The following is a 20753-nucleotide window of genomic DNA, read 5'->3' as shown; positions in this document are numbered from 1 at the left end:
ATTTCCTGATATTTGTGTATTCAGTGAATTAAAAAACTCAAATAAGAGAACAAAACAGAGAGTTTGTTTTTGTAAATTCTTATTACTTTTAATACATTTTTTGTTTAATTAACTATGAAATAATTGAATTAAAGGATTAAATGCATAATACACATTTATATGTACCATAATATTACATACATTGAGACGAAAAAACGTACTTATTATTAGCGTAATACTGTACTTTTTTATCAAAAATATAATGGCGTTGTTACCTCTACTCAGGTATAAAAATTTAATGCAGTTTGTTGAAAATGAGTTTATAGCATAGCGTTAAAACAACAAGCAGTCCGATTGAAGCCCCATCATCAAGTAGATTATAAACCCAAGAATATTTTTCATGTAATTTTTTTCGTGTACCATTTTCTATTGGCGTATTACCGTTTCTATAAGGCAAAATGTAATTACAAAAATCATTAAAATTAGCTCTCTTGTTTTCTGGAATTTTATACCATGCCTTAAATGATAACTCAATATTTTCAATTAAAAAATCTGAGGAAAGTGTTTTGATAATGATTTTTAATCGGAATTATGCTATTAGTATACGCATGCGATTTTTACTTTTTGCTTCAACCAATAATTCTAATTGTTCTAAACTTTTATTGTTCTCAAATGGAATTAAAACTATGTACTTTAGTGCATGTCGCTTTCAGCCTCTAAAAACTTTTGACACGAATTTCACGAATTCACACGAATTCAGTTTTACCATATTTCACGAAGCAGACTTTCAGTCTGCCAAAACGAACCTAGGGACTGGAAGCCCATAGGAGTGGTTTAGTTGTTGCAAATAGACTTTTTTTCTAATAAAAGTTACTTTTTAAGTTTACCTATAAATGATCAGTTTTAACAGCATGTAAAGTCACTTGAGCCGTTTTTTCATAATCGCCATTCCAGCCAAAGTAGTTCCCAGTTTTAAAATAGTTTTGATGTGCGTATCCGTTGCCAACATAATCAAATACAAATGTGTAATCAATATCTATGTTTTTGGCTTCACAGTATAGCGCATAATAAAATTTACCATTTTCAATTTTGATTTTAAATGTAAACACCTCATTATCTACGCGGGCTACATCTATTTTATCGTCAAAAGCACTCGTCCAGGGTTCTCCAGAATCTGGTTTCGTATAATAATCAATTTGAATCATGCCACTATTCCAACGTATTTTAACTGTAGCAGGAGCCCCAATAAGACCAGTTGTTTCTTTTCCGTGTATTTGGGCTACTATTGTACGTCCATTGCCTTCTACAAAATCGACATGGAGTGTTGTTTCCAAAACATGAGTACCATTGTTCATGTACCAATTATCTAGAGTACTTTGATTTCCTTTCCAAAATTCTCTAAGCTCGGTTCTGCAATATTTATCATTTAAAGCTGATAGTCCAGAGGTTGTGAAGCCTGTAAATTTGGTAAACATGGTATAAGTACCATCGTTATTTTTATAAAAGTATTTAGATTGTTCAGTGGTCAATGCATCATTTTCTATTGCTTGGTAGAAAATGGAAGTAGCCTTACCGTCACCATTATTAATAGGAACGGAGAGGTACCAGTTTTTCCAGGTTATTTTACTTTCTGTCTTTTCTTCTTCTTCAATAATTTCCTCAACTTCATCACTGCCTTTATCTTTTGATGAACTACAAGAAAAAGTTAATAAGCTACTTAATAAAAACAAGAATAGTAAGTGTTCTATTTTAAAACTTCTCATAACTGGTAAACCAATTTTTTTATGTAAAAATAAGTAAATTTTTAAGAAAATGAATTTTGTATTAAAATTCTTATTTTTTCATAGTTTCTACCAGCTCCAACTGTTCTATACTAACATTAGTTGTAAATATACCGTAGTTTACAACAGCCTTATTTTTTTCAATTTTATCAATACTTCCAATGGCACGGCCATCTTCCATACGTACACGATCACCAACTTTTAAAACAGGTTTTGGTTTTGGGGCTTCTACAGCTTTTTTCTTGGCAGCCTTTTTCTTTTTTCTAATAACTGCTACTTTTTTTTCAACTTCCTGTTTTACTTGAGTTTCCTTTGCTTTAATGACTTTCTTTGCTTTTACAGAAACCTTTTTACGTTTAGAATTTTCTATTTGTACAAGCTTAAAAAGCTCACCCATTAATTCGCGTTTCTGTTTATTGTTGAAATATTTTTCGGCAATATCGTTTACTTTTTGTCCGAGATAGATTAAACGTTGATTACTATCATATAATTCCTGATAGCTTTCCAGTTTCTTTTGGATTTTAGCATTTATTTCTTCAAGCTTATCTGCTTCTTCAATTTTTTTCTTTTCATTCAGTTTTAACGACTGCCCTGTTTTTTCCAAACGGGAACGTTCTTTTTGAAGTTTGGCAATAGTGGCATCAAAGCGTACTTTGCTACGTTCAATCTTCTTTTTTGCACGGTTTATTAAACTGTAAGGGATTCCGTTTTTTTGAGCAACTTCAAAGGTAAAAGAGCTTCCTGCCTGTCCGATAACTAATTTAAATAAAGGCTCTAAAGTACGTTCGTCAAATAACATGTTAGCATTTAACATACATGGTAATTCATTTGCCAATATTTTTAGGTTGGAGTAGTGTGTGGTAATAATACCAAAGGCTTCACGATGATAGAATTCTTCTAAAAACGTTTCGGCTAAAGCGCCACCAAGTTCAGGGTCACTACCGGTACCAAATTCATCAATTAAAAAGAGTGTGTTCTTGTTGCATTTTTTTAAAAAATAATTCATTTGTTTTAAGCGATAGCTATAGGTGCTTAAATGATTTTCAATGGATTGGTTATCACCAATATCACTTAAAATCCTATCGAATAAACAAACTTTACTACGCTCGTGAACCGGAATTAATAAGCCACTTTGTAGCATGACTTGTAATAAACCAACAGTTTTTAAGGTAATGCTCTTTCCACCGGCGTTAGGGCCTGAAATCACTATAATGCGACTGTTTTGTTTTAGTTCTATGGTTTGTGGAAAGGTAGTTTCTTTTTTCTCTAAATTATTTAAATACAATAAAGGATGGTAAGCGTCTCGTAAAAACATGCTTTTATCTTCCGAAATTTCGGGAAGAATAGCATTCATAGAACGTGCATATTTGGCTTTTGCCGAAATAATATCAATGTTTATTAAAAACGCTTGGTAGTTTTCTAATAGCGGTAAAAACGGGCGTATATAATTAGTAAGGTCTTTTAAAATACGAATAACTTCTTCTTGTTCTTCATATTCTAAATTATTAAGTTCTCGTGAGTGTTGTAATGTTGTTTCTGGCTCTATATAAACAATACTTCCTGTTTTACTGCCTCCCATTATAGCACCTTTTACTTTACGGCGGTACATGGCTTTTACGGCGAGGACACGTTTGTTGTCTACGACAGATTCACGAATATCATCTAAATATTCAAGATTGTGGTAGGTGTTTAAGGCTGATGAGAAACTGGCATTTATTTTCCCTTTTATTTTGTTTATCGATTGGCGTAACTCATAAAGTAGGTTAGAGGCATTATCTTTTATATCCCCAAAACGATCTATTATGGCATCTATTTTTTCAATAATTACTTTGGTAACTTCTATATGCGATGCAAATTCGTTAAGCCCCGGATAATATTCTTCAAACTTTTTTAAATATGTGACAATGTCATTTACTGTTAACGACATGGACACTATTTTTTTTAAAGCATGAGCTTCTAAGTATGTGTTTTCTATGCGTAATAGCTTGATTTCTTTTAAAATAGAATCAAATCCATGGTTTGGAATCCGATTGTCATTATAAAAAGACGATAGATATTCATTCGTTAATTGTAAAGCACTGAGAACTTCTTCCTTTGTTTTATAAGGAGCGGTTAATAATGCTTTTTCATTTCCTAAAGGGGTTACACAATGTTCACTCACTTGTTGTAGAACAGTGGAAAACTCTAGGTCTTTTAATGTTTTTTCATGAATGTTTATCATGCGTTTTTCTCATCGAGGTATAAGTGAACAAAGTTAAAAATTCTATTTGATTAAAAGGTGGATTTATACAAAGGAAAATAACAGTTTTAAAACTCTTAAAAAGTGTTAATTAACAGTCAGTATTAATTCTTTAACATAACGCTAACATCTGTGGATGAGATTTGTACATACCTTGAGAACACAATCAAAAAGACATAACTAAAATGAAAACTAACAATCTAACGACGCTTTTGGCATGCCTTTTTCTTGCTTTAAGTTCTTACACATTTGCTCAATTAGATGCTCCGAGAGGCAGCCAAATGGCTAGCGTATCACAGCGCGTGGGCATAACAGACATTTATGTTAAGTACTCCAGACCCAGTGTAAACGAAAGAGAAATTTGGGGAAAATTAGTGCCTTACGGTATGAATAATCTCGGATTTGGAACAGCTAAGGAATCTCCCTGGCGTGCTGGTGCAAATGAAAATACTATTATAAAATTTACAGATGATGTAAAAATAGAGGGACAACCTCTTAAAGCCGGAAAGTATGGTTTTCATGTTATTGTTAATGAGGATGATACAGCTACATTAATTTTTTCTAAAGATTATAAGGCTTGGGGAAGTTACTTTTATGAATCTTCCAAAGATGTATTAAGAGTTGATGTATCAACCAGTACGATTGCGCATACCGAATTGTTAACTTATAATTTTATAAAGGTTGACGCAACTTCTACAGTATTAGCTTTACAGTGGGAAAAGAAACAGATACCATTTAAAATTGAGGTGCATGTCTCTGATATCGTTTTAGCAAGTTTTAGAGAAGAATTTAAAGGGCAAGGAGGGTTTCAACGTCAAAACTGGGAACAAGCTGCTAATTATGCATTAAATAATGATGGTGACCTAAACGAAGCTCTGGGTTGGATTGATAGTGCTATTGCAGGACAGTTTTTTAGTCAGAAAACATTTAACAACCTTCAAATTAAGTCTCAAATACTTTCAAAATTAGGTAAAGAAGAAGCGGCTTCTGCGATTATGGATGAGGCTTTAACCATGGCTAATATCTTTGAAGTGCATCAGTATGGAAGAACGCTTATTGGTCAAGGGAAAAAAGACAAAGCACTGGATATATTTAAGTTGAATGCTAAAAAAAATAAAGACACATGGCCTGTGCATTATGGTTTAGCTCGTGCATATTCTGCTTTTGGAGATTACTCAAAAGCATTGACTCACTTAAAAAAGGCTTTAGTTAATGCTCCTAATGAGGCTTCGAAAGCTCGTGTACAAGCTAATATTGATAAATTGGAAAAAGGAGAAGATATAAATTAATCTGAGTTTGATTAATAATAAATTATATTTAATTAAAAGTCACAACACTAAATTTGGATGTCAGGTTGAGCACAATCGAGACCTATTTTAAATTTCTGAATTTTAATGACCTTTCGACTGCGCTCAAGGTTGCAGGTAACAATATTATTGAGTTTATCCTTAAAATGAGTTTATCTTAAATAAAACTCAAGTTAAATTAAAAAACCATCATCAATCAAATTGCTAACAGTCAATTAAGCTCAACCCTTTGGTTGGGCTTTTTTTAGCTAATATAATTCCAGATATTTTTGTATTTGCTTAATGCTCTGTAGGTGTCTAAAATAACTTTGTTGTTTATTGAAGATAGTGTAGCATCGTTTTTAAGTATAGTTTTTGCATGATGTCTGGCCAATTGCAAAATGTCATGATCCTTTATAATATCGGCTATTTTAAGGTTCAAAACACCACTTTGTTGTGTTCCCATAATATCTCCAGGGCCTCGTAAACGTAAATCAACTTCTGCGATTTCGAAACCATCACTAGTTCTTACCATGGTTTCTAGACGTGTTTTACTATCGTTGCTAAGTTTATGGCCTGTCATTAAAATACAATAACTTTGTTCTGCACCACGTCCCACACGACCACGAAGCTGATGTAATTGTGATAGGCCAAAACGTTCTGCGCTTTCAATAATCATTACAGAGGCATTAGGAACATTAACGCCAACTTCAATAACGGTTGTAGCTACCATAATTTGGGTTTCACCTTTTATAAAGCGTTGCATTTCGTAATCTTTATCGGCAGGTTTCATTTTTCCGTGAACTATGGATATTTGGTAATCCGGCAAAGGGAAGTCTCTTGATATACTTTCGTAACCATCCATTAAATCTTTATAGTCCATTTTTTCGTTTTCCTGAATTAATGGATATACAATATAAATTTGTCTACCTTTTGCTATTTCATCTCGTATAAATTTAAAAACATTCAATCTGTTTTTATCATAACGATGCACCGTTTTTATAGACTGTCTGCCTGGAGGTAATTCATCAATAACTGAGATGTCTAAATCACCATAAACAGACATAGCTAAAGTTCTGGGAATAGGAGTTGCTGTCATCACCAAAATATGCGGAGGAGTAGAGGCCCCACTAATCTCCCCAGAGGGGAGACTTTTTAAGCGTTTTTCAATATATGCTAATACATTGTCAATATCTCCAATTATTTGTTCGTTAGTAAATCGAATAACTTTAAACCCAATTTCATTTAGTATTTTGATACGTAAAGCATCTGCTTCCTTTTGTTCAATGGTATTATGATAGCCTCCATCAATTTCAATGATTAAACTCTTTTCTAAACAAACGAAGTCAACTATAAATTCATCAATAATATGCTGTCTTCTAAATTTATAATTAAGTTTCTTATTTCTTAGAGATTCCCATAAAATGGATTCAGCTTGGGTGCTTTGTTTTTTATTTTCTGCTTGAAGTTCTTTTAATAAATTGTATGCTGAAGGGTGAGCAGTCATATACTTTTGACGAACAGATTTAGCGTCCTCCCTTTGGGAGGATTGAGGAGGACCCTTCCTCCACAATTTACTTCTTTGGGCTACTCCAAATCGATGTTGTTCATCTATTATGGCAAGCCCTAAATTTTTAAATTTAACCTTATCTTCGAGTAAAGCATGTGTGCCAATAAGTATTTGTAAATTGCCATTTTCCAGGTTTTCGTGAATTTCTTTTCTTTTTGAAGTTTTAGTTGAACCTGTTAATATTTCAATACTGATATTCAGTTTATTACATGTTTCATTTAATCCATTATAGTGTTGGACTGACAAAATTTCAGTCGGAGCCATTAAGCAAGCTTGAAAACCGTTGTCAAGTGCTATTAGCATTGACATGAGCGCAACTATGGTTTTGCCCGAACCAACATCTCCCTGTAAGAGTCTATTCATTTGAGCATTACTACCCAAATCGGAACGAATTTCTTTCAATACACGTTTCTGTGCACCGGTTAATTCGAAGGGTAATTGTTCTTTAAAAAAGGTATTAAAATAGGTGTCTACTTTTTCAAAAGGAAAGCCTTTAATTTTTGATTTATGAATTAAATTTTTAATAATAAGTTGTAGTTGAACATAAAATAATTCTTCAAATTTTAACCGAAATTGAGCTTTAGAAAGTAGCTCTGTACTCATTGGAAAATGAACATTAAAAAGGGCTTCACTTTTTGAAATTAATTTGAGTTCGGTAAGTAAATTTTCAGACAGGGTTTCGGTAAATCTTTTACCTGTTTCTAAAAAAAGTTGCTGCATGATTTTATTAATCACACGATTTGTAATTCCCTTATTTGATAGTTTTTCTGTTGAAGGGTATACGGGCTGCATGGCAGAACGTAAATTTTTTTTATGGTCTTCTAACGCTTCGATATCCGGATGTGGCATATTAAACTTACCATTAAACCAATTGGTTTTTCCGAAAATCACATATGGTTTATTGAGCTTCAGGCTATCTCGAATCCATTTTTGTCCCCTAAACCAAACTAATTCCATAGTGCCGGTATCATCCTGAAAAGTTCCAACTAAACGTTTACCACGTTTTTGTGCCACTTCTTTAAAGGCAATAAGTTTTCCAATTATTTGAACATCGGCATTGTTACGTTGCAGTTGATTGATTTTATAATACCGTGTACGATCTATGTACCTATTTGGAAATAAATTGATTAAATCCTGATAAGTATGAATACCTAACTCCTTACGAAGTAAATCAGCCCTATTCGGGCCGACACCTTTTAAATAATCTATAGGAGTTTGAAGGTTTACAGACATAAAAGCGAATTTAAGTCATTTCAATTAAAGCATAAAACAACCATATAAATTTATGCATTTGATTAAAATTTAAGGATGTTTTTAAATAAAAAGATCGCAACCAAAAATTAATATTAGTTGCGATCTTATATCGCTATTAAAAAGCTTACTCTAGTACCTTTTCTGCGATAATTTTACTTTACCTTTCTTGTTATTTCTAGTCAAGAATATGGTAATGTACTTAAGCTTATAATTGCTAGTTCGATTTAATTCGGTTAGAGTATGTATAATAATTTTCTTACTTAATATAGTTGTTTATTCTTATAAAAATGATTTAATTCGATAAAATGGTGATTAAAAAGGGTGAGAGGTTTGTACTTTAGAAAAAGAAAAAAATTATTGAATTTGTTTTTATAGTGTTGTTTGTTAGTGTTTTACGTTTTTAATTGCTCTGTTGATTATAGGTTATTCAATAATTTCTCTATATGTTGGTTATGTATTAGGATATTATGACTAAAAATAAGCTGTGTATTAAATTTTGGACTAAAGTTTGCTATATTCGATATATGAAATTGAAATTTGCCCTGTTGTTTTTGTTTATTAATTCTATTGCTACGTCGCAACAAACCGAGTATGTAGATTTTAAAAATTGTAAAGCTGAAATTGATTTTGATATATCACAAAATAAAGTTTCTGGAAAGATTACCTATAAATTTGATGTTCTACAAGATGTAGATTCTATTTACCTAGATGCCGTAAGCATGAGATTTATAGATGTTAAGCTGTTTTCAGATAAAATTAAATCTGATAGTATATATCGGGGCATGGTTTCTAACCATCATGATAATAAGAAATTATGGTTGATCCACGATTTTAAAAAAGGTAAACAATTTAGGTTAAGCTTTAGGTATTTTGCAAACCCTAAAAAAGCGATGTATTTTATAGGTTGGGAAGACCCTTCTAAAGACTCTGGACAGGTCTGGACACAAGGTCAGGGTAAATATACTAGTAATTGGTTGCCAAGTATTGATGATATGAATGATAAAGTAACGTTTGATTTAACTGTTACTTTCAATAAAGATTACGAAGTTATTGCAAATGGGAAGCTTATAAATACAGAAGACTCTTTTGGAGAAAAAAAATGGCACTACGATATGCAACAACCCATGTCTAGTTATTTGGTAGCATTAGCGATTGGTAAATACTGTAAAAAAACAGAAACTTCTAAAAGTGGTATTCCTTTAGAAATGTATTATTATCCGGAAGACTCATTAAAGGTAGAGCCAACCTACCGCTATACCAAGCACATGTTTGATTTTTTAGAAGAAGAGATAGGTGTGCCGTATCCGTGGCAGAATTATAAACAAGTGCCTGTAAAGGATTTTTTGTATGCTGGAATGGAAAATACTAGTGCCACTATTTTTTCTGATGCTTTTGTAGTTGATTCTATTGCTTTTGTAGATAAAAATTACGTGAATGTTAATGCTCATGAACTGGCGCATCAATGGTTTGGTGATTTGGTTACCGAAACTTCCGGTACACATCATTGGCTACAGGAAGGTTTTGCTACCTATTATGCTTTGTTGGCAGAGCGAGACGTGTTTGGAGATAATTACTACTATTGGAGGCTTTATGAGTATGCACAAGAGTTGTTAGATCAAGATAAGGCTGGGCAGTCTACATCGCTATTAGACCCAAAATCGAGTAGTACAACTTTTTATAAAAAGGGAGCCTGGGTATTACACTTGCTGCGAGAGAAGATAGGAGACAAGGCTTTTAAAACTGCCGTGAAAAATTATCTGAATAAAAATCAATTTAAAAATGTAGAGACTGATGATTTTATAAATGAAATAGAGCAGGTGAGTGGTAAGCGTTTTGATGTGTTTGTAGTTGATTGGTTGAAAACTGAAAAGTTTCATTATGATGAGGCGTTAGAAAGTCTTAAAAAATCAGTTTTTATACAAGAATACTTAATGGTTGATTGTGAGGTTTACACATCTAAGTGTAAAGATTACATAGCATCTGGAATTTCGGATGAAGCTAAAATAAAGGTCATTTCACAAATATCAGAAAAATTACAAAAAGAAGATTTTAAGAATCCTGTAAAAGTACGTCAAGCGATTGCTAAAACACTTTTTAAAGTCCCAGAAGCCCTTAAAGGAAGTTATGAGACGCTTCTTGATGATGCATCTTATATAACTATAGAGGCTGCTTTATTTGGGTTATGGAATAGTTTTCCTGAGGAACGAAAAAAATATTTAGATAAAACCAAAGGTATTCAAGGGTTTAATGATAAAAATATTAGAATACTTTGGTTAACACTTGCCTTGGTTACTAATGATTTTGAACCTGAAAATAATGTTCTGTTCTTTAACGAACTTCTTGACTATACAAGCTCAAAATATGGTTTTGAAGTGCGCATGAATGCATTTAGTTACTTAAAAAGAATTAGTGCTTGTGGCGAGGAATGCCAGGGAAATTTAGAGCAAGCCACAAAGCATCATAGTTGGCAATTTTCAAAATTTGCTAAAGAGATGCTAAAGGCTAAGTAATAGAATTTTTTATCCTGCAAGATTTTGTTTAGACTTTTGTGTGAAGCTAGTCTTAAAAATTATCAAACACTATAAGGGTTTGAAAACCTTATAGGTCTATTTTGTTTAATTATAAATACCTACAAGGTCAAAATAAGACCTTGCAGGATATACTAGGATGTAATGCAAGATTTTGTTTAGACTTTTGTATGAAGCTAGTCTTAAAAATTATCAATCACTACAAGGGTTTGAAAACCTTATAGGTCTATTTTGTTTAATTATAAATACCTACAAGGTCAAAATAAGACCTTGCAGGATATACCAGGATGTAATGCAAGATTTTGTTTAGACTTTTGTGTGAAGCTAATCTTAAAAAATTATCAATCACTATAAGGGTTTGAAAACCTTATGGGTCTATTTTGTTTAATTATAAGTACCTACAAGGTCAAAATAAGACCTTGCAGGATATACTAGGATGTAATGCGAGATTTTGTTTAGACTTTTGTATGAGGCTAGTCTTAAAAATTATCAATCACTACTAGGGTTTGAAAACCTTATGGGTCTATTTTGTTTAATTATAAATACCTACAAGGTCAAAATAAGACCTTGTAGGATATACTAGGATGTAAAAAGAATTATTTGTTATTGAAATTAAGATTGTTCTAATACCTACAAGGTTAGAATAAGACCTTACAGGGTATGTGTTTGTCTAAGTATAGAGATCCCAAATACAATGAGATTTTATTCGTGTAAATTTGTGAAATTCGTGTCTACCTTTTGAGAATATCAAAGTGTTTAAAAATATTTGGAAATGCTAAATCTTAAAAAGCTATCTTCTCTAAAATTAGACAATATAAGTTCATTAAAATCAATATTACTAAAAACTCTGGCTTCTACTTCTGCCGTCCAACTACTTCCAAAACGTCTGGAAGCTTCTATACTAAATATTTTACTACTGGATTCTAAATCTGAAATCCCGCCAATTAAAATGGATGTGTCTTGTGTATCGTTAAAAGCTATTCTACTTCCAAAAAACACATCATTTTGCAAAGCATTTAAAGCCAATTCATCACGTTCGTCATAAAGATACTCTCCTAATAACCCAATATCTAAACCATTACCATCAATATTACTAAAGGTAAATTCTAAACCTGCTACCATAGCAAAGAAATCTTGTGCTTTAGCCGATCTGTAAATAGACTCTAGCTTCCAAAGGAATGCATTATGAGTGATTTGTAAATCTAATCCTGTTTGATTTATTACTGGATAAAATGCGTTAATATTACCTAATTGATCAAAAGTAAATAAGGGTTCTCTTCCGTTTCCATAAAAATGAGTCAGTCCCACATCAAAAGCTCCAAAATAGTGTTTCCACCTAAAAGCTACATCTTGTCGCCATTCTTCAGCAGCACTTTCATATGTTAAATCATCTTTATCAATAACGAGAGGGAATCTTAAACGTCCTTTTTCTCCTGAAAATGTTCGCTTTCTATGATATGGTAAATAAAAGAAATCAAAACTACCTATTTTATTGGTTGTATAAGTAAACTGAACCATGGGTTGTCCTAATTTATCTTCACCATCAAAAGACTCTACAGCATCGGTTTGATTTATGATGTCTACCAAATGGTTGCTTTCTGTTACACCCCAATATACTTTTTTAAGCCCAATATTTAATTCCCAATTATTTTTAGCTTTTTGATAATACAACTCTCTTATATCCCAATGTGTTCGTTCATCGTCTACATCTAATCTAAAAAAGCCAGTAAAATTAAGTGCTTCATATCCTTTATTCCAATTTAATGAATATTCTGGGGTAAAGGCTATAGAGGGAAAATGTTGTTTTTGGTTATTAAATGCTGCGTCATCGTAAAAATATCTGTATTCTGCTTCTATTTCTAATTCAAAATCTTGATTACTTTTCTTTTCTTCATCTTGAGCATTCAAACTGTTAAAACTCAAAAAAAGAATTAAAATAATGCCATTAAATATTATTTTTTGATTCATTCTGCTTAATTATAAAAGCAATACCAAAAGACTATTATTCTTAATCCTGATATTAACCAACTAACAAAGAACGTTTAAGAAAAGTTAGTCTATGGCATTGCTTTATTTGAGTTAGTCTAACTTCCGATTCTTTTTAATGCCACTTGGGTAAAATCTTCCTCCGATAAATCTATATCAAAATTATAATCGCTAAACTCCAATATGGTTTCTTTATTACTTTGGTGATTTTTCATAGTAAATGTAGCGGCTCTCCAAAATTTGTTTTTGTATATTTTATAATTACTATAAATCAATGTTTTTAATAGAGCATTTTTTCTATCGTAAAACTCAACCTTCTCAAAACGATATCCTTTGTCTTTATTATAGGTTACCAAGCGTCTAGTATATCCAGATTTTGGATCTACAGGATCTTGCTCAACAACTACAAGACTTCCTTTTTCCTCAATAAATTTATAGGTGTATTTTTCAACTTCCTGAGATGATAGATCTTCATATGCAAATTCACTACCTACAAAAGGGCCAGATTTATTATTAGATGAAATTCTTTTTACGCGCTTAATGGATGGTAAAAACAACCATTGATCGTCTGAACCAACTTTATGTGTAAATGTTAATGTGGAAGTCCCCTTTACATCTTTAGGGCTATTAAAAACGATTAACGATTTGTCTCCATCATCTGTAAGCTCTAATGTTTTTGTAGTAAGCGAACGTTCGCTGGTCTGACCATTTTTATTTTTAAGGGTCATTTTTAAATTTACTGTAGAACTATTAAAGCCTAAATCTGCTTGTTCTGCTGCCTTAGCAATTTGTAATCCGAGCTCTTCAGATGTTTGTGCTTGTATTCCTAAGGTGATTAATACGATTAGTATAAAAACTATTTTTTTCATTTTTCTATGGTTGTTATTATTAATTTATTTATCGAAAGCGACTTGTGTTGTCTTTATATTTTTAACTGCGACTGCTTCTTTTTTACTTGTAAGGATTAGCAAGGATGGCAGTAAGATGAAATCTATTATTAATGCTGATAAAATGATGATTACTGTAATTCTTGCCATATAACTGTTTAATGCAAATGACGATGTAGAGAGTACTGCGAAACCTGCCAATAAAACAATGGTTGTTGTTACAAGGGCTTTACCAACGGTTTCAAAAGCATATACCACAGCTTGTTTGGCATCGTAACCTAACTCACGTCTGGCTCTTAAAAACTTACTCATAAAGTGAACCGTATCGTCTACTATGATACCTAATGTCATTCCGAAAACAATCACCATTCCTGTGTTTATTTGTGCTTTATATAGTGCCCAAATACCGAAGCCAACCAAAACGGGTGTTACATTAGGGATGATACTTAATAAGCCTAATTTGAAATTTTTTAAGGCTAGCATTAACACCAAAGAAATTAAGATAAGTGCTATTATGTTACCTGTAAGCATGCTTTCTGCTTGTCTAAATCCTAATTTAGAAAACATCAATGTTGGACTTACTCCTATGGCATGCATGGCTTCTGGGGTGTTATTTTTTAACCAATCTTCCCCTTTTTTTGAAAAGGCAATCATGTCTGCACTTGTAATATTATCTAAGGTTACGGTTACACGAGTTTCAGATTTATCTACATTAATTTGATTATTTAAATCTAAACCGAAGGGCAAAGACAGTTCGTAAAGCAATAAATACTGGGCGGCTTCATCTCTATTATCTGGAACGCGATAAAAGCTTTCATTATCACCGTGCATCGATCTATTTACACGTCGCGCGACTTCACTAAAAGCATTTACATGTATGACTTCTGGTTGCTCGTTAAGCCAGTTTTCAAAAGCATTTAAACTTTTAAGATATTCGGGGTTATTAATGCCTCCACTTTCTCCACTTCCTATAGAGTATTCAATATTATAAATGCCTGTAAGGTTATTTCTTATATAATCGGTGTCTGTTCTAAATGCAACAGTTTCATCAAAATAATTTACAAACTCATCATTAAAAGTGTTTTTAGAAGCGAGGTATGTTAATCCTCCAATAACTAAAAGAGAGATGATTGTTAGTCTTACTGGTTGTTTTACTACAAAATTACCTAAGCTAGCGTACCATTCTTTACGTACTTTAGTGTCTTCTTTTTTAACTTTAGATTTAACTGGTAAAATAGCCATTAATGCTGGTAACGCCGTAGTAGAGTAGAGGAAGGCCATTCCCATACCAAAAGCTGTGATATTTCCTAGATCCCAAAACGGTGGGACATCACCAAAATTCATAGTTAAAAACCCTATAACTGTTGTTAGGCTTGTAATAAATACGGGCATAAAATTTAGTCGCATAGCTTCTTTTAGTGCATCAACTTTATTGAGTCCTTCTTTACGCATTTTTTGAAGCATGGTAACAAGTATATGAATACTATCTGCTACGGCTAACGTAAGAATCATGGTTGGAAATACTGATGATGGTGGTGTTAATTTAATACCCATTAAACCAACAAAACCAATGGCACTCATTATAGAAAGCAGCACGACAATTAAAGTAGCTAATGTGCTCCAAATATTTCTGGTTAAAATAAATGTGGTTATAATAACTATAATTAGCATAATCATGGTTAGTCCCATATCATTCATTGAAGATTCGAAGAAGGCAGTATTCATTGGAATTAAACCAGAGGTATGCACTTCAAAATTCGGATACTTTTCCTTAAAATCAGAAATCATATTTCGAACAAAAGGTGTCACTTCTCCAGGGATTTCATTTAAATCTATTCCGGGAAGTCTAACGGTTATATTTATGGCTGTTATACTCCCTTTTTCGTTAAGGATTCTGTTGACAAGCAGTGGTTCTTTTAAAGCTTTTTCTTTAATTTCTAAAATCTCTGCATCTGTTTTTAAAGACGATTCATAAGATAGATCATCCACATATAGATCGTCGCCAACGGCGCTTGTATGTTGAAAATTAGTTACTGCGTCTACTCTAGAGGAATAGGGGGTATTCCAAGATTCTGCGGTTAATTCTTCTATGGCAGTAAGGTTTTCTTTAGTGAAAATATTACCGTTAGATGGAGACAAAACAATAATTACATTATCATCTTTTGTGTACTTATCTTGTAAAGCATCAAATGCTTCTAATTCTGGATTCGATTTACTGAAGAAAACATGATAGTCTCCATCAAATTCCATATTTCCTTTAGAACCTAATCCTATGGCTAATATTAGTGCTGCCAATAACACAGGCCATTTATACTTAATTACGAAGTTGGCCCAACTTCTGGCAAAAACATTGGTGGCATTTCCTGCCTTTTTAAATGCATTCATTTTAGTGATTTTAGTAATTGACCAGTCGATTATATATTTGTTGTATCTGACTGATCTTGATTAATAATTAATAGTTTGTATTTAAGACGTTTTATAAATTAATAAAGGGGACAAAAGTTTTATATTTTTAATAGTTGACCAGTCGTCTATCAAAGTATCAAAAAAATATTACATAAGTATTTCTTTAACCATAAGTATAAAATTGTCAATCGGTTCTGGGCTTTTCATTTCCTTCATACTAATCATGGATCCTTTTCCTGCATCTTCAATAAAAGAAGCTATAATTTCTGCTTTCATCGTATTCTTAATGTCTCCTGTTTCTTGGGCTTCTTTAATTGTACTTGTAATTAATGCTAATACTTTTTGTTCTTTTACCAAAATGGCAGTTCTTATCTTTTCATTATGATCTGCCATTTCACTAGCAAGGTTACAAGCCATACAACCCATTTTACACTCCATTTCTCCTTTTAAAAGACTTGCTCTAAATTCATAAAAATTTATAAGACGTTGCTTTGGGTTTATAGATGTACCTTCTAAAAGTACTTTTGATTCTGCAAAATGCGCATTAAAATACTTATCTATGGCCTTAACTGCAAAATCTTCTTTAGAGTCGAAATAAAAATAAAAAGACCCTTTAGGTACGTCGGCAGCCTTAACGATATCATTCACACTTGTACCATTATACCCTTTACTCCACAGGATCTCTATTCCCTTTTCTAAAAGGAAACCTGCTTTGGCATCATGTTTAACAGTTTTAAGCATAAAATTAATATTCGATACAAAAATATGACCACTCGTCTAGTTAATCCAAATTTTAAATGTTAAAATTTATATAAACGTAAAAAAGACTGCCTATTTTGGACAGTCTTTTTTCTACTATTAATTAACCTAAAAACTACGCTACTCTACTATAAGCGTATATTGTGGTGTTGGGTTTAACGGACAGAAATAAACATATTCTCCTTTTGTTAACTTAGTAACATTTGTTTTTCCAACTTCACCATCTTTAACTACTTCTGTTACATATGCTGTTTTAATATGGTTTTCTGGTTTACTAGCGTCTTTACCTTTAGCTACTAATACTAAACCTACTTCTTTAGCTGCGTGGTTGTTTGCTACTTCGAAAATATACTCTCCTTCACTTATAGTTAACCCTTTTTGAGTAAACTCACCTTTTGTTTGCTCTAAAGAGATAGTCTTTACAGCCTTTTTCATCATTTTGTCTTGTGCATTGGTGTTTAATGTGAATACTAATGCGATTACTAAAATTGAAATTACTTTTTTCATTGTTTTTGTTTTTATGTTCTCTCGAGTACTTCGGCTCCGATCAGTATAAACTAAAGTCGAGAGGTTATTAAATAGTTATTGATTAAAAGGTCTCGACTGCGCTCGACCTGACATTATTTTAATTATATAGTTACTGCTTTTAACGGTTGTGCTACTGGAAAGTCTACTGGGACTTGTGTTGTTTTGTGTACGTAATTAGAAATTGTTTTATCTCCAACTAAAGAAATTGTGTCAATTAAGTTTCCTTTTGTATATCCTGCATTGAAGAAGTTTTCTAAAACGGCGTCATCTGTTTTACCTCTATTTTCTGTTATGTTTTTAGCTAATTGGGCTAAAGCGTTTAGTTTAGTATCAAACGATGCATAACCAGCTCTTAATTCTAAAATTTGTTCGTCTGTAAAACCATTCATTTTTCCAATAGCTGTGTGTGCAGATAAACAATAAACACATTGGTTTACTTCACTTACGGCTAAATTAACAACCTCTTTTTCTTTTGTTGATAAGGATGTTTTTGCATTCGAAAAATTTAAATAATTTTCTAATGCTGTATCACTATGTGCATAGGTTGCATAAATATTTGGTACAAAACCTAATGCTTTGTTTAAATTATCGAAAATAGCTTGATTGTTTTCGCTTACTTCTTCTCTTTTTGGTACATTAAATGTGCTCATCTTCTTAATTTTTTAATTATTATTATTTAAATTTTGTTGTTTGTAATTCTGGTACAAAGTTGCAACCATATAAAAAGTTACACCATGTAAGTTCTTCCTTTGTAGTTGTCTATTTTTCCCTTATCTTTTTTAAGACATTATATTAGTGTCTATATAAGGTCTTTCGGCATCACAATAAAAATCATAGATATGATTCTGTTCGCAATGCGTTTTAAGACTAATAGTATTAAGAGTCTTTTTTCTATTATGTCTAAATATTTCAATTAAATTGAAAATGGATATGTGCTTTAATTTCATAACGTTTTGATGTTTTAATTATACACTACAAAGGTGCATTACAACAAGGTGTTATAAAATGAATGGATTTCCCTAAAACTTGTCAATTTTTCCTAAGAAGTGGATTTAAGCTGTTTTTTAAATTCTGAGGGTGAAAAAGAAGTGTGTTTTTTAAACAGTCGGCTTAAATGTGAGGCGTCTTCAAAACCAATTTCGAAAGCAATTTCTTTGGCTGTTTTATCGGTGTAGACTAATAGTCGTTTTGATTCAAGTATAAGACGTTCGTGAATTATTCTTAGCGGACTCGTATTTAATTTGGCAAACGTATTGGATAATGTTTTTGGAGATTTAAAGAGCTTTTCTGCATAAAAACTCACACTGTGCTCTTTTCTAAAATAAGATTCTACTAATACATTAAAGTTTCTAAGTAATTCTGTTTTTGAATCTTTAGAAACCTGTTTTGTTTCAATAGTATCTTTAGCTTTAAGTATACGTGTGCTTTTAATAATAAATCGAGCCATAAGCATGCGCAGCATTTCTGCTTGAATAGTATCTTTAGTCTCCAACTCATCGACAAAGACCTCATGTAGAATGTTAAACTTCTTTTGTTCTTTTTCATTTAAATGAATAAGGGGGATATGGTCATTTCCAAAAAACAATAGGCCTGCGCAACCCACTTCCTGATCGTGGTCTTTAATGCAATAAAATTCTCTGTTAAAGAAATATACATTTAAATTCTCACCTTCAATAAATTGAAGGTATTGAACTTCTGTTAAAGCTACAATACTATGGGGCTCTAGTGTTAAAGGCATACTATCTACTATAAGTTCTGCTTTAGAATTACTAGTCCAAATAAATGCATACACTCCTAATTGTTTAGAAGTTTTATAAGGTGTAAGTAGTGATTCGTCACCAACTTTTAGAATAGCATTTGTAGAAAATTCGGAAAATGAATGTGTCATGATTACTAGGTCTCAATTAAAGTCATAACATTACAATCAAGTTCAAAGGAATAATTAAAAACTTAAAGTTGAAAGGCATTAATACCTACAAATTTAAATAGGTTTTCAACTTTAGTTAATACTGTGTGACCTGTGCTGAACGAATCTACCATTGATGTGTTTTATAAATACTTAATTTTCAATTATTTGTCATTCATAGCAAAGCGAAGAATCTTTATAATTAATTTCTAAAGATTCTTCAGTCGTACCTTCCTGTCTGCCGATCAGGTAGGATTCTGAATAACACCCCAATTACGACATTTCTTCCGCTAGTTAAAATTGTTATCTGGTACCTTAATGTATCATTTGGATTTAAGTTTTTAATAATCAGAACAATAAGATTATTGTTAGATCAAACTATCATTAAACACATAAATTATAGTGTAAGTAAAGTTATCTAGTTACTATAATCCTTTAAATACAAAAAAATGAGTCATAAGTTATAGTTATTGACCTAATTTTTATACATAATATTCTTATTAAATCGGATATTTATTATAAGATTTTCATGAAAAAATTAAAAAATATGAATCAAAATCAAAATAATAAGTTATGTATAAATTTAATTTTAAAAATCAAAAATGGTCTTTTATGATGATTACCATTATTATATCTTCATTTTATATAGGTAATGCACAAACACAAGTATTCGTTAATTCCTTATCTGAGTTCCGTTCAGCTGTACAAAATAGTAATCAACAAATTGTTTTACAAGCGGGTGAATACTATTTAGAAGATTTACCCAGTGAATTAAGGGTAATTACTTGCTCTGGTTCTAATAACATAATTGATATGACAGGGGCACGAATTAAAACTTTAGTTGGCTCAATTAGAGAAAGTTACTTTCATGTGTCTGGTAACAATAACATAGTTAAAAATGGAGCTATTGAAGATTATTATGCCAGTGGTTTAACAGAGGTTACAGATTATAGTGCTTATAATAATGATCCTGCGCTTGCATATGGATTAAGAGGTGCTGCAGTTATGCGTATTTCTGGAAATTACAACCAAATAATAGATTTCGAATTAATTATTAGAGGTTCTTACCCCTACGGTTATGGAAGTATTTATGGAATTGGCTCAGACAAAACTTTTTTCCATAGTAAACGTTGTGGTTTAGTGATCAATGGTCTTGAGGGTGGTGGAAATGGAAGCACTTTAGATGGTATAACAATGTATCAAAATGCATTTGGGCATGGTATTTTCATACAAAATGGAGCAGATAACAGCCTAATTAAAAACTGTTATGTTGAAGGAAGAATGAGACCTAGTGCAGACCTATATAATGACACCAATACTTACGATTACCCTTACCGCAGTAATTATCAAATTGCTGCACCGGGCACTCCTTTTGCAATGCCTTTCGAATCTCCTATTCCAATTCCTACGGATGTTATGTACCCACTTTCCGAAGATGGTATTCGTTCATATGGGGGTACAGGAGCCGTAACTGTAGAAAATTGTACAGTAAAGCATATGCGGGGAGGTATTCGTACTTATTTAGCATCAAGTGCTACGGTGACAAACTGTACATCAATAGGTAATGGTTTAACTAACTATAATGTTAATAATGGCGGGAAAGTTATTAAATCAAAAGGCGATTTCTCTTTTGCTCCTATAATG

Annotated in this window: 14 protein-coding genes; 3 read left to right on the top strand and 11 right to left on the bottom strand. The window is 32.0% G+C overall.

Annotation, left to right across the window (positions count from 1 at the left end; genetic code table 11):
- Positions 1-866: 866 nt before the first annotated feature.
- Both Q4Q35_RS02275 and Q4Q35_RS02270 read right to left on the bottom strand, forming a co-directional pair.
- Positions 867-1742, bottom strand: coding sequence for a polysaccharide lyase family 7 protein (locus Q4Q35_RS02275; RefSeq protein WP_303276301.1), 876 nt, complete (start codon positions 1740-1742; stop codon positions 867-869).
- 70 nt (positions 1743-1812) lie between these two features.
- Complete coding sequence (locus tag Q4Q35_RS02270) at positions 1813-3981, bottom strand: endonuclease MutS2 (protein ID WP_303276300.1); 2169 nt, start codon at positions 3979-3981, stop codon at positions 1813-1815.
- 203 nt (positions 3982-4184) lie between these two features.
- Here Q4Q35_RS02270 and Q4Q35_RS02265 point away from each other — a divergent pair, with 203 nt between their 5' ends.
- A complete protein-coding gene (locus Q4Q35_RS02265; RefSeq protein ID WP_303276299.1) occupies positions 4185-5288 on the top strand; it encodes a DUF2911 domain-containing protein in 1104 nt (367 codons plus the stop codon).
- A 262-nt stretch (positions 5289-5550) separates the two neighbouring features.
- On the opposite strand, the gene Q4Q35_RS02260 is transcribed toward Q4Q35_RS02265, so the two are convergent.
- On the bottom strand, positions 5551-8088 hold the full coding sequence (locus Q4Q35_RS02260; protein ID WP_303276298.1) for a DUF559 domain-containing protein: 2538 nt from the start codon (positions 8086-8088) through the stop codon (positions 5551-5553).
- 545 nt (positions 8089-8633) lie between these two features.
- Between Q4Q35_RS02260 and Q4Q35_RS02255 the strand changes: the two genes are divergently transcribed.
- Complete coding sequence (locus Q4Q35_RS02255) at positions 8634-10619, top strand: M1 family metallopeptidase (protein WP_303276297.1); 1986 nt, start codon at positions 8634-8636, stop codon at positions 10617-10619.
- A 774-nt stretch (positions 10620-11393) separates the two neighbouring features.
- Here the strand turns inward: Q4Q35_RS02255 and Q4Q35_RS02250 are convergent.
- The 8 genes from Q4Q35_RS02250 to Q4Q35_RS02215 all read right to left on the bottom strand — a co-directional run bounded on the left by Q4Q35_RS02250 (position 11394) and on the right by Q4Q35_RS02215 (position 19091).
- The gene (locus Q4Q35_RS02250; RefSeq protein ID WP_303276296.1) at positions 11394-12605 is read right to left on the bottom strand and encodes a hypothetical protein; all 1212 of its coding nucleotides are present in this window, start codon (positions 12603-12605) and stop codon (positions 11394-11396) included.
- 116 nt (positions 12606-12721) lie between these two features.
- Positions 12722-13492: an outer membrane lipoprotein-sorting protein gene (locus Q4Q35_RS02245; RefSeq protein ID WP_303276295.1), complete on the bottom strand. Its 771-nt coding sequence runs from the start codon at positions 13490-13492 to the stop codon at positions 12722-12724.
- 24 nt (positions 13493-13516) lie between these two features.
- Positions 13517-15895 (bottom strand): efflux RND transporter permease subunit, encoded by a 2379-nt coding sequence (locus Q4Q35_RS02240; RefSeq protein WP_303276294.1) that lies wholly within the window; start codon positions 15893-15895, stop codon positions 13517-13519.
- Positions 15896-16063: 168 nt separating this feature from the next.
- Positions 16064-16657, bottom strand: a complete 594-nt coding sequence (locus Q4Q35_RS02235) for a TetR/AcrR family transcriptional regulator (protein WP_303276293.1) — start codon at positions 16655-16657, stop codon at positions 16064-16066.
- A 138-nt stretch (positions 16658-16795) separates the two neighbouring features.
- Positions 16796-17182 (bottom strand): cupredoxin domain-containing protein, encoded by a 387-nt coding sequence (locus Q4Q35_RS02230; RefSeq protein ID WP_303276292.1) that lies wholly within the window; start codon positions 17180-17182, stop codon positions 16796-16798.
- 122 nt (positions 17183-17304) lie between these two features.
- On the bottom strand, positions 17305-17853 hold the full coding sequence (locus Q4Q35_RS02225) for a carboxymuconolactone decarboxylase family protein (protein ID WP_303276291.1): 549 nt from the start codon (positions 17851-17853) through the stop codon (positions 17305-17307).
- A 129-nt stretch (positions 17854-17982) separates the two neighbouring features.
- Positions 17983-18150: a hypothetical protein gene (locus Q4Q35_RS02220; RefSeq protein WP_303276290.1), complete on the bottom strand. Its 168-nt coding sequence runs from the start codon at positions 18148-18150 to the stop codon at positions 17983-17985.
- Between the two features lie 92 nt (positions 18151-18242).
- Positions 18243-19091: a helix-turn-helix domain-containing protein gene (locus Q4Q35_RS02215; RefSeq protein WP_303276289.1), complete on the bottom strand. Its 849-nt coding sequence runs from the start codon at positions 19089-19091 to the stop codon at positions 18243-18245.
- A 591-nt stretch (positions 19092-19682) separates the two neighbouring features.
- On the opposite strand from Q4Q35_RS02215, the gene Q4Q35_RS02210 reads away from it, so the two are divergent.
- Positions 19683-20753 (top strand): hypothetical protein (locus Q4Q35_RS02210; RefSeq protein ID WP_303276288.1); only part of this gene is annotated, 1071 nt, incomplete at its 3' end.

The sequence above is a fragment of the Flavivirga aquimarina genome, assembly GCF_030540835.1.
Taxonomy (GTDB): domain Bacteria; phylum Bacteroidota; class Bacteroidia; order Flavobacteriales; family Flavobacteriaceae; genus Flavivirga; species Flavivirga aquimarina.
Note: the sequence above shows the minus strand (reverse complement) of the source record. Positions and strands in the feature narration are given on the sequence as shown.

Coding starts and splice junctions, on each gene's coding strand:
- Q4Q35_RS02255 (WP_303276297.1), top strand. CDS start 8,634: ATGAAATTGAAATTTGCCCTGTTGTTTTTGTTTATTAATTCTATTGCT.
- Q4Q35_RS02230 (WP_303276292.1), bottom strand. CDS start 17,182: ATGAAAAAAGTAATTTCAATTTTAGTAATCGCATTAGTATTCACATTA.
- Q4Q35_RS02225 (WP_303276291.1), bottom strand. CDS start 17,853: ATGAGCACATTTAATGTACCAAAAAGAGAAGAAGTAAGCGAAAACAAT.
- Q4Q35_RS02250 (WP_303276296.1), bottom strand. CDS start 12,605: ATGAATCAAAAAATAATATTTAATGGCATTATTTTAATTCTTTTTTTG.
- Q4Q35_RS02240 (WP_303276294.1), bottom strand. CDS start 15,895: ATGAATGCATTTAAAAAGGCAGGAAATGCCACCAATGTTTTTGCCAGA.
- Q4Q35_RS02270 (WP_303276300.1), bottom strand. CDS start 3,981: ATGATAAACATTCATGAAAAAACATTAAAAGACCTAGAGTTTTCCACT.
- Q4Q35_RS02220 (WP_303276290.1), bottom strand. CDS start 18,150: ATGAAATTAAAGCACATATCCATTTTCAATTTAATTGAAATATTTAGA.
- Q4Q35_RS02215 (WP_303276289.1), bottom strand. CDS start 19,091: ATGACACATTCATTTTCCGAATTTTCTACAAATGCTATTCTAAAAGTT.
- Q4Q35_RS02265 (WP_303276299.1), top strand. CDS start 4,185: ATGAAAACTAACAATCTAACGACGCTTTTGGCATGCCTTTTTCTTGCT.
- Q4Q35_RS02260 (WP_303276298.1), bottom strand. CDS start 8,088: ATGTCTGTAAACCTTCAAACTCCTATAGATTATTTAAAAGGTGTCGGC.
- Q4Q35_RS02245 (WP_303276295.1), bottom strand. CDS start 13,492: ATGAAAAAAATAGTTTTTATACTAATCGTATTAATCACCTTAGGAATA.
- Q4Q35_RS02275 (WP_303276301.1), bottom strand. CDS start 1,742: ATGAGAAGTTTTAAAATAGAACACTTACTATTCTTGTTTTTATTAAGT.
- Q4Q35_RS02235 (WP_303276293.1), bottom strand. CDS start 16,657: ATGCTTAAAACTGTTAAACATGATGCCAAAGCAGGTTTCCTTTTAGAA.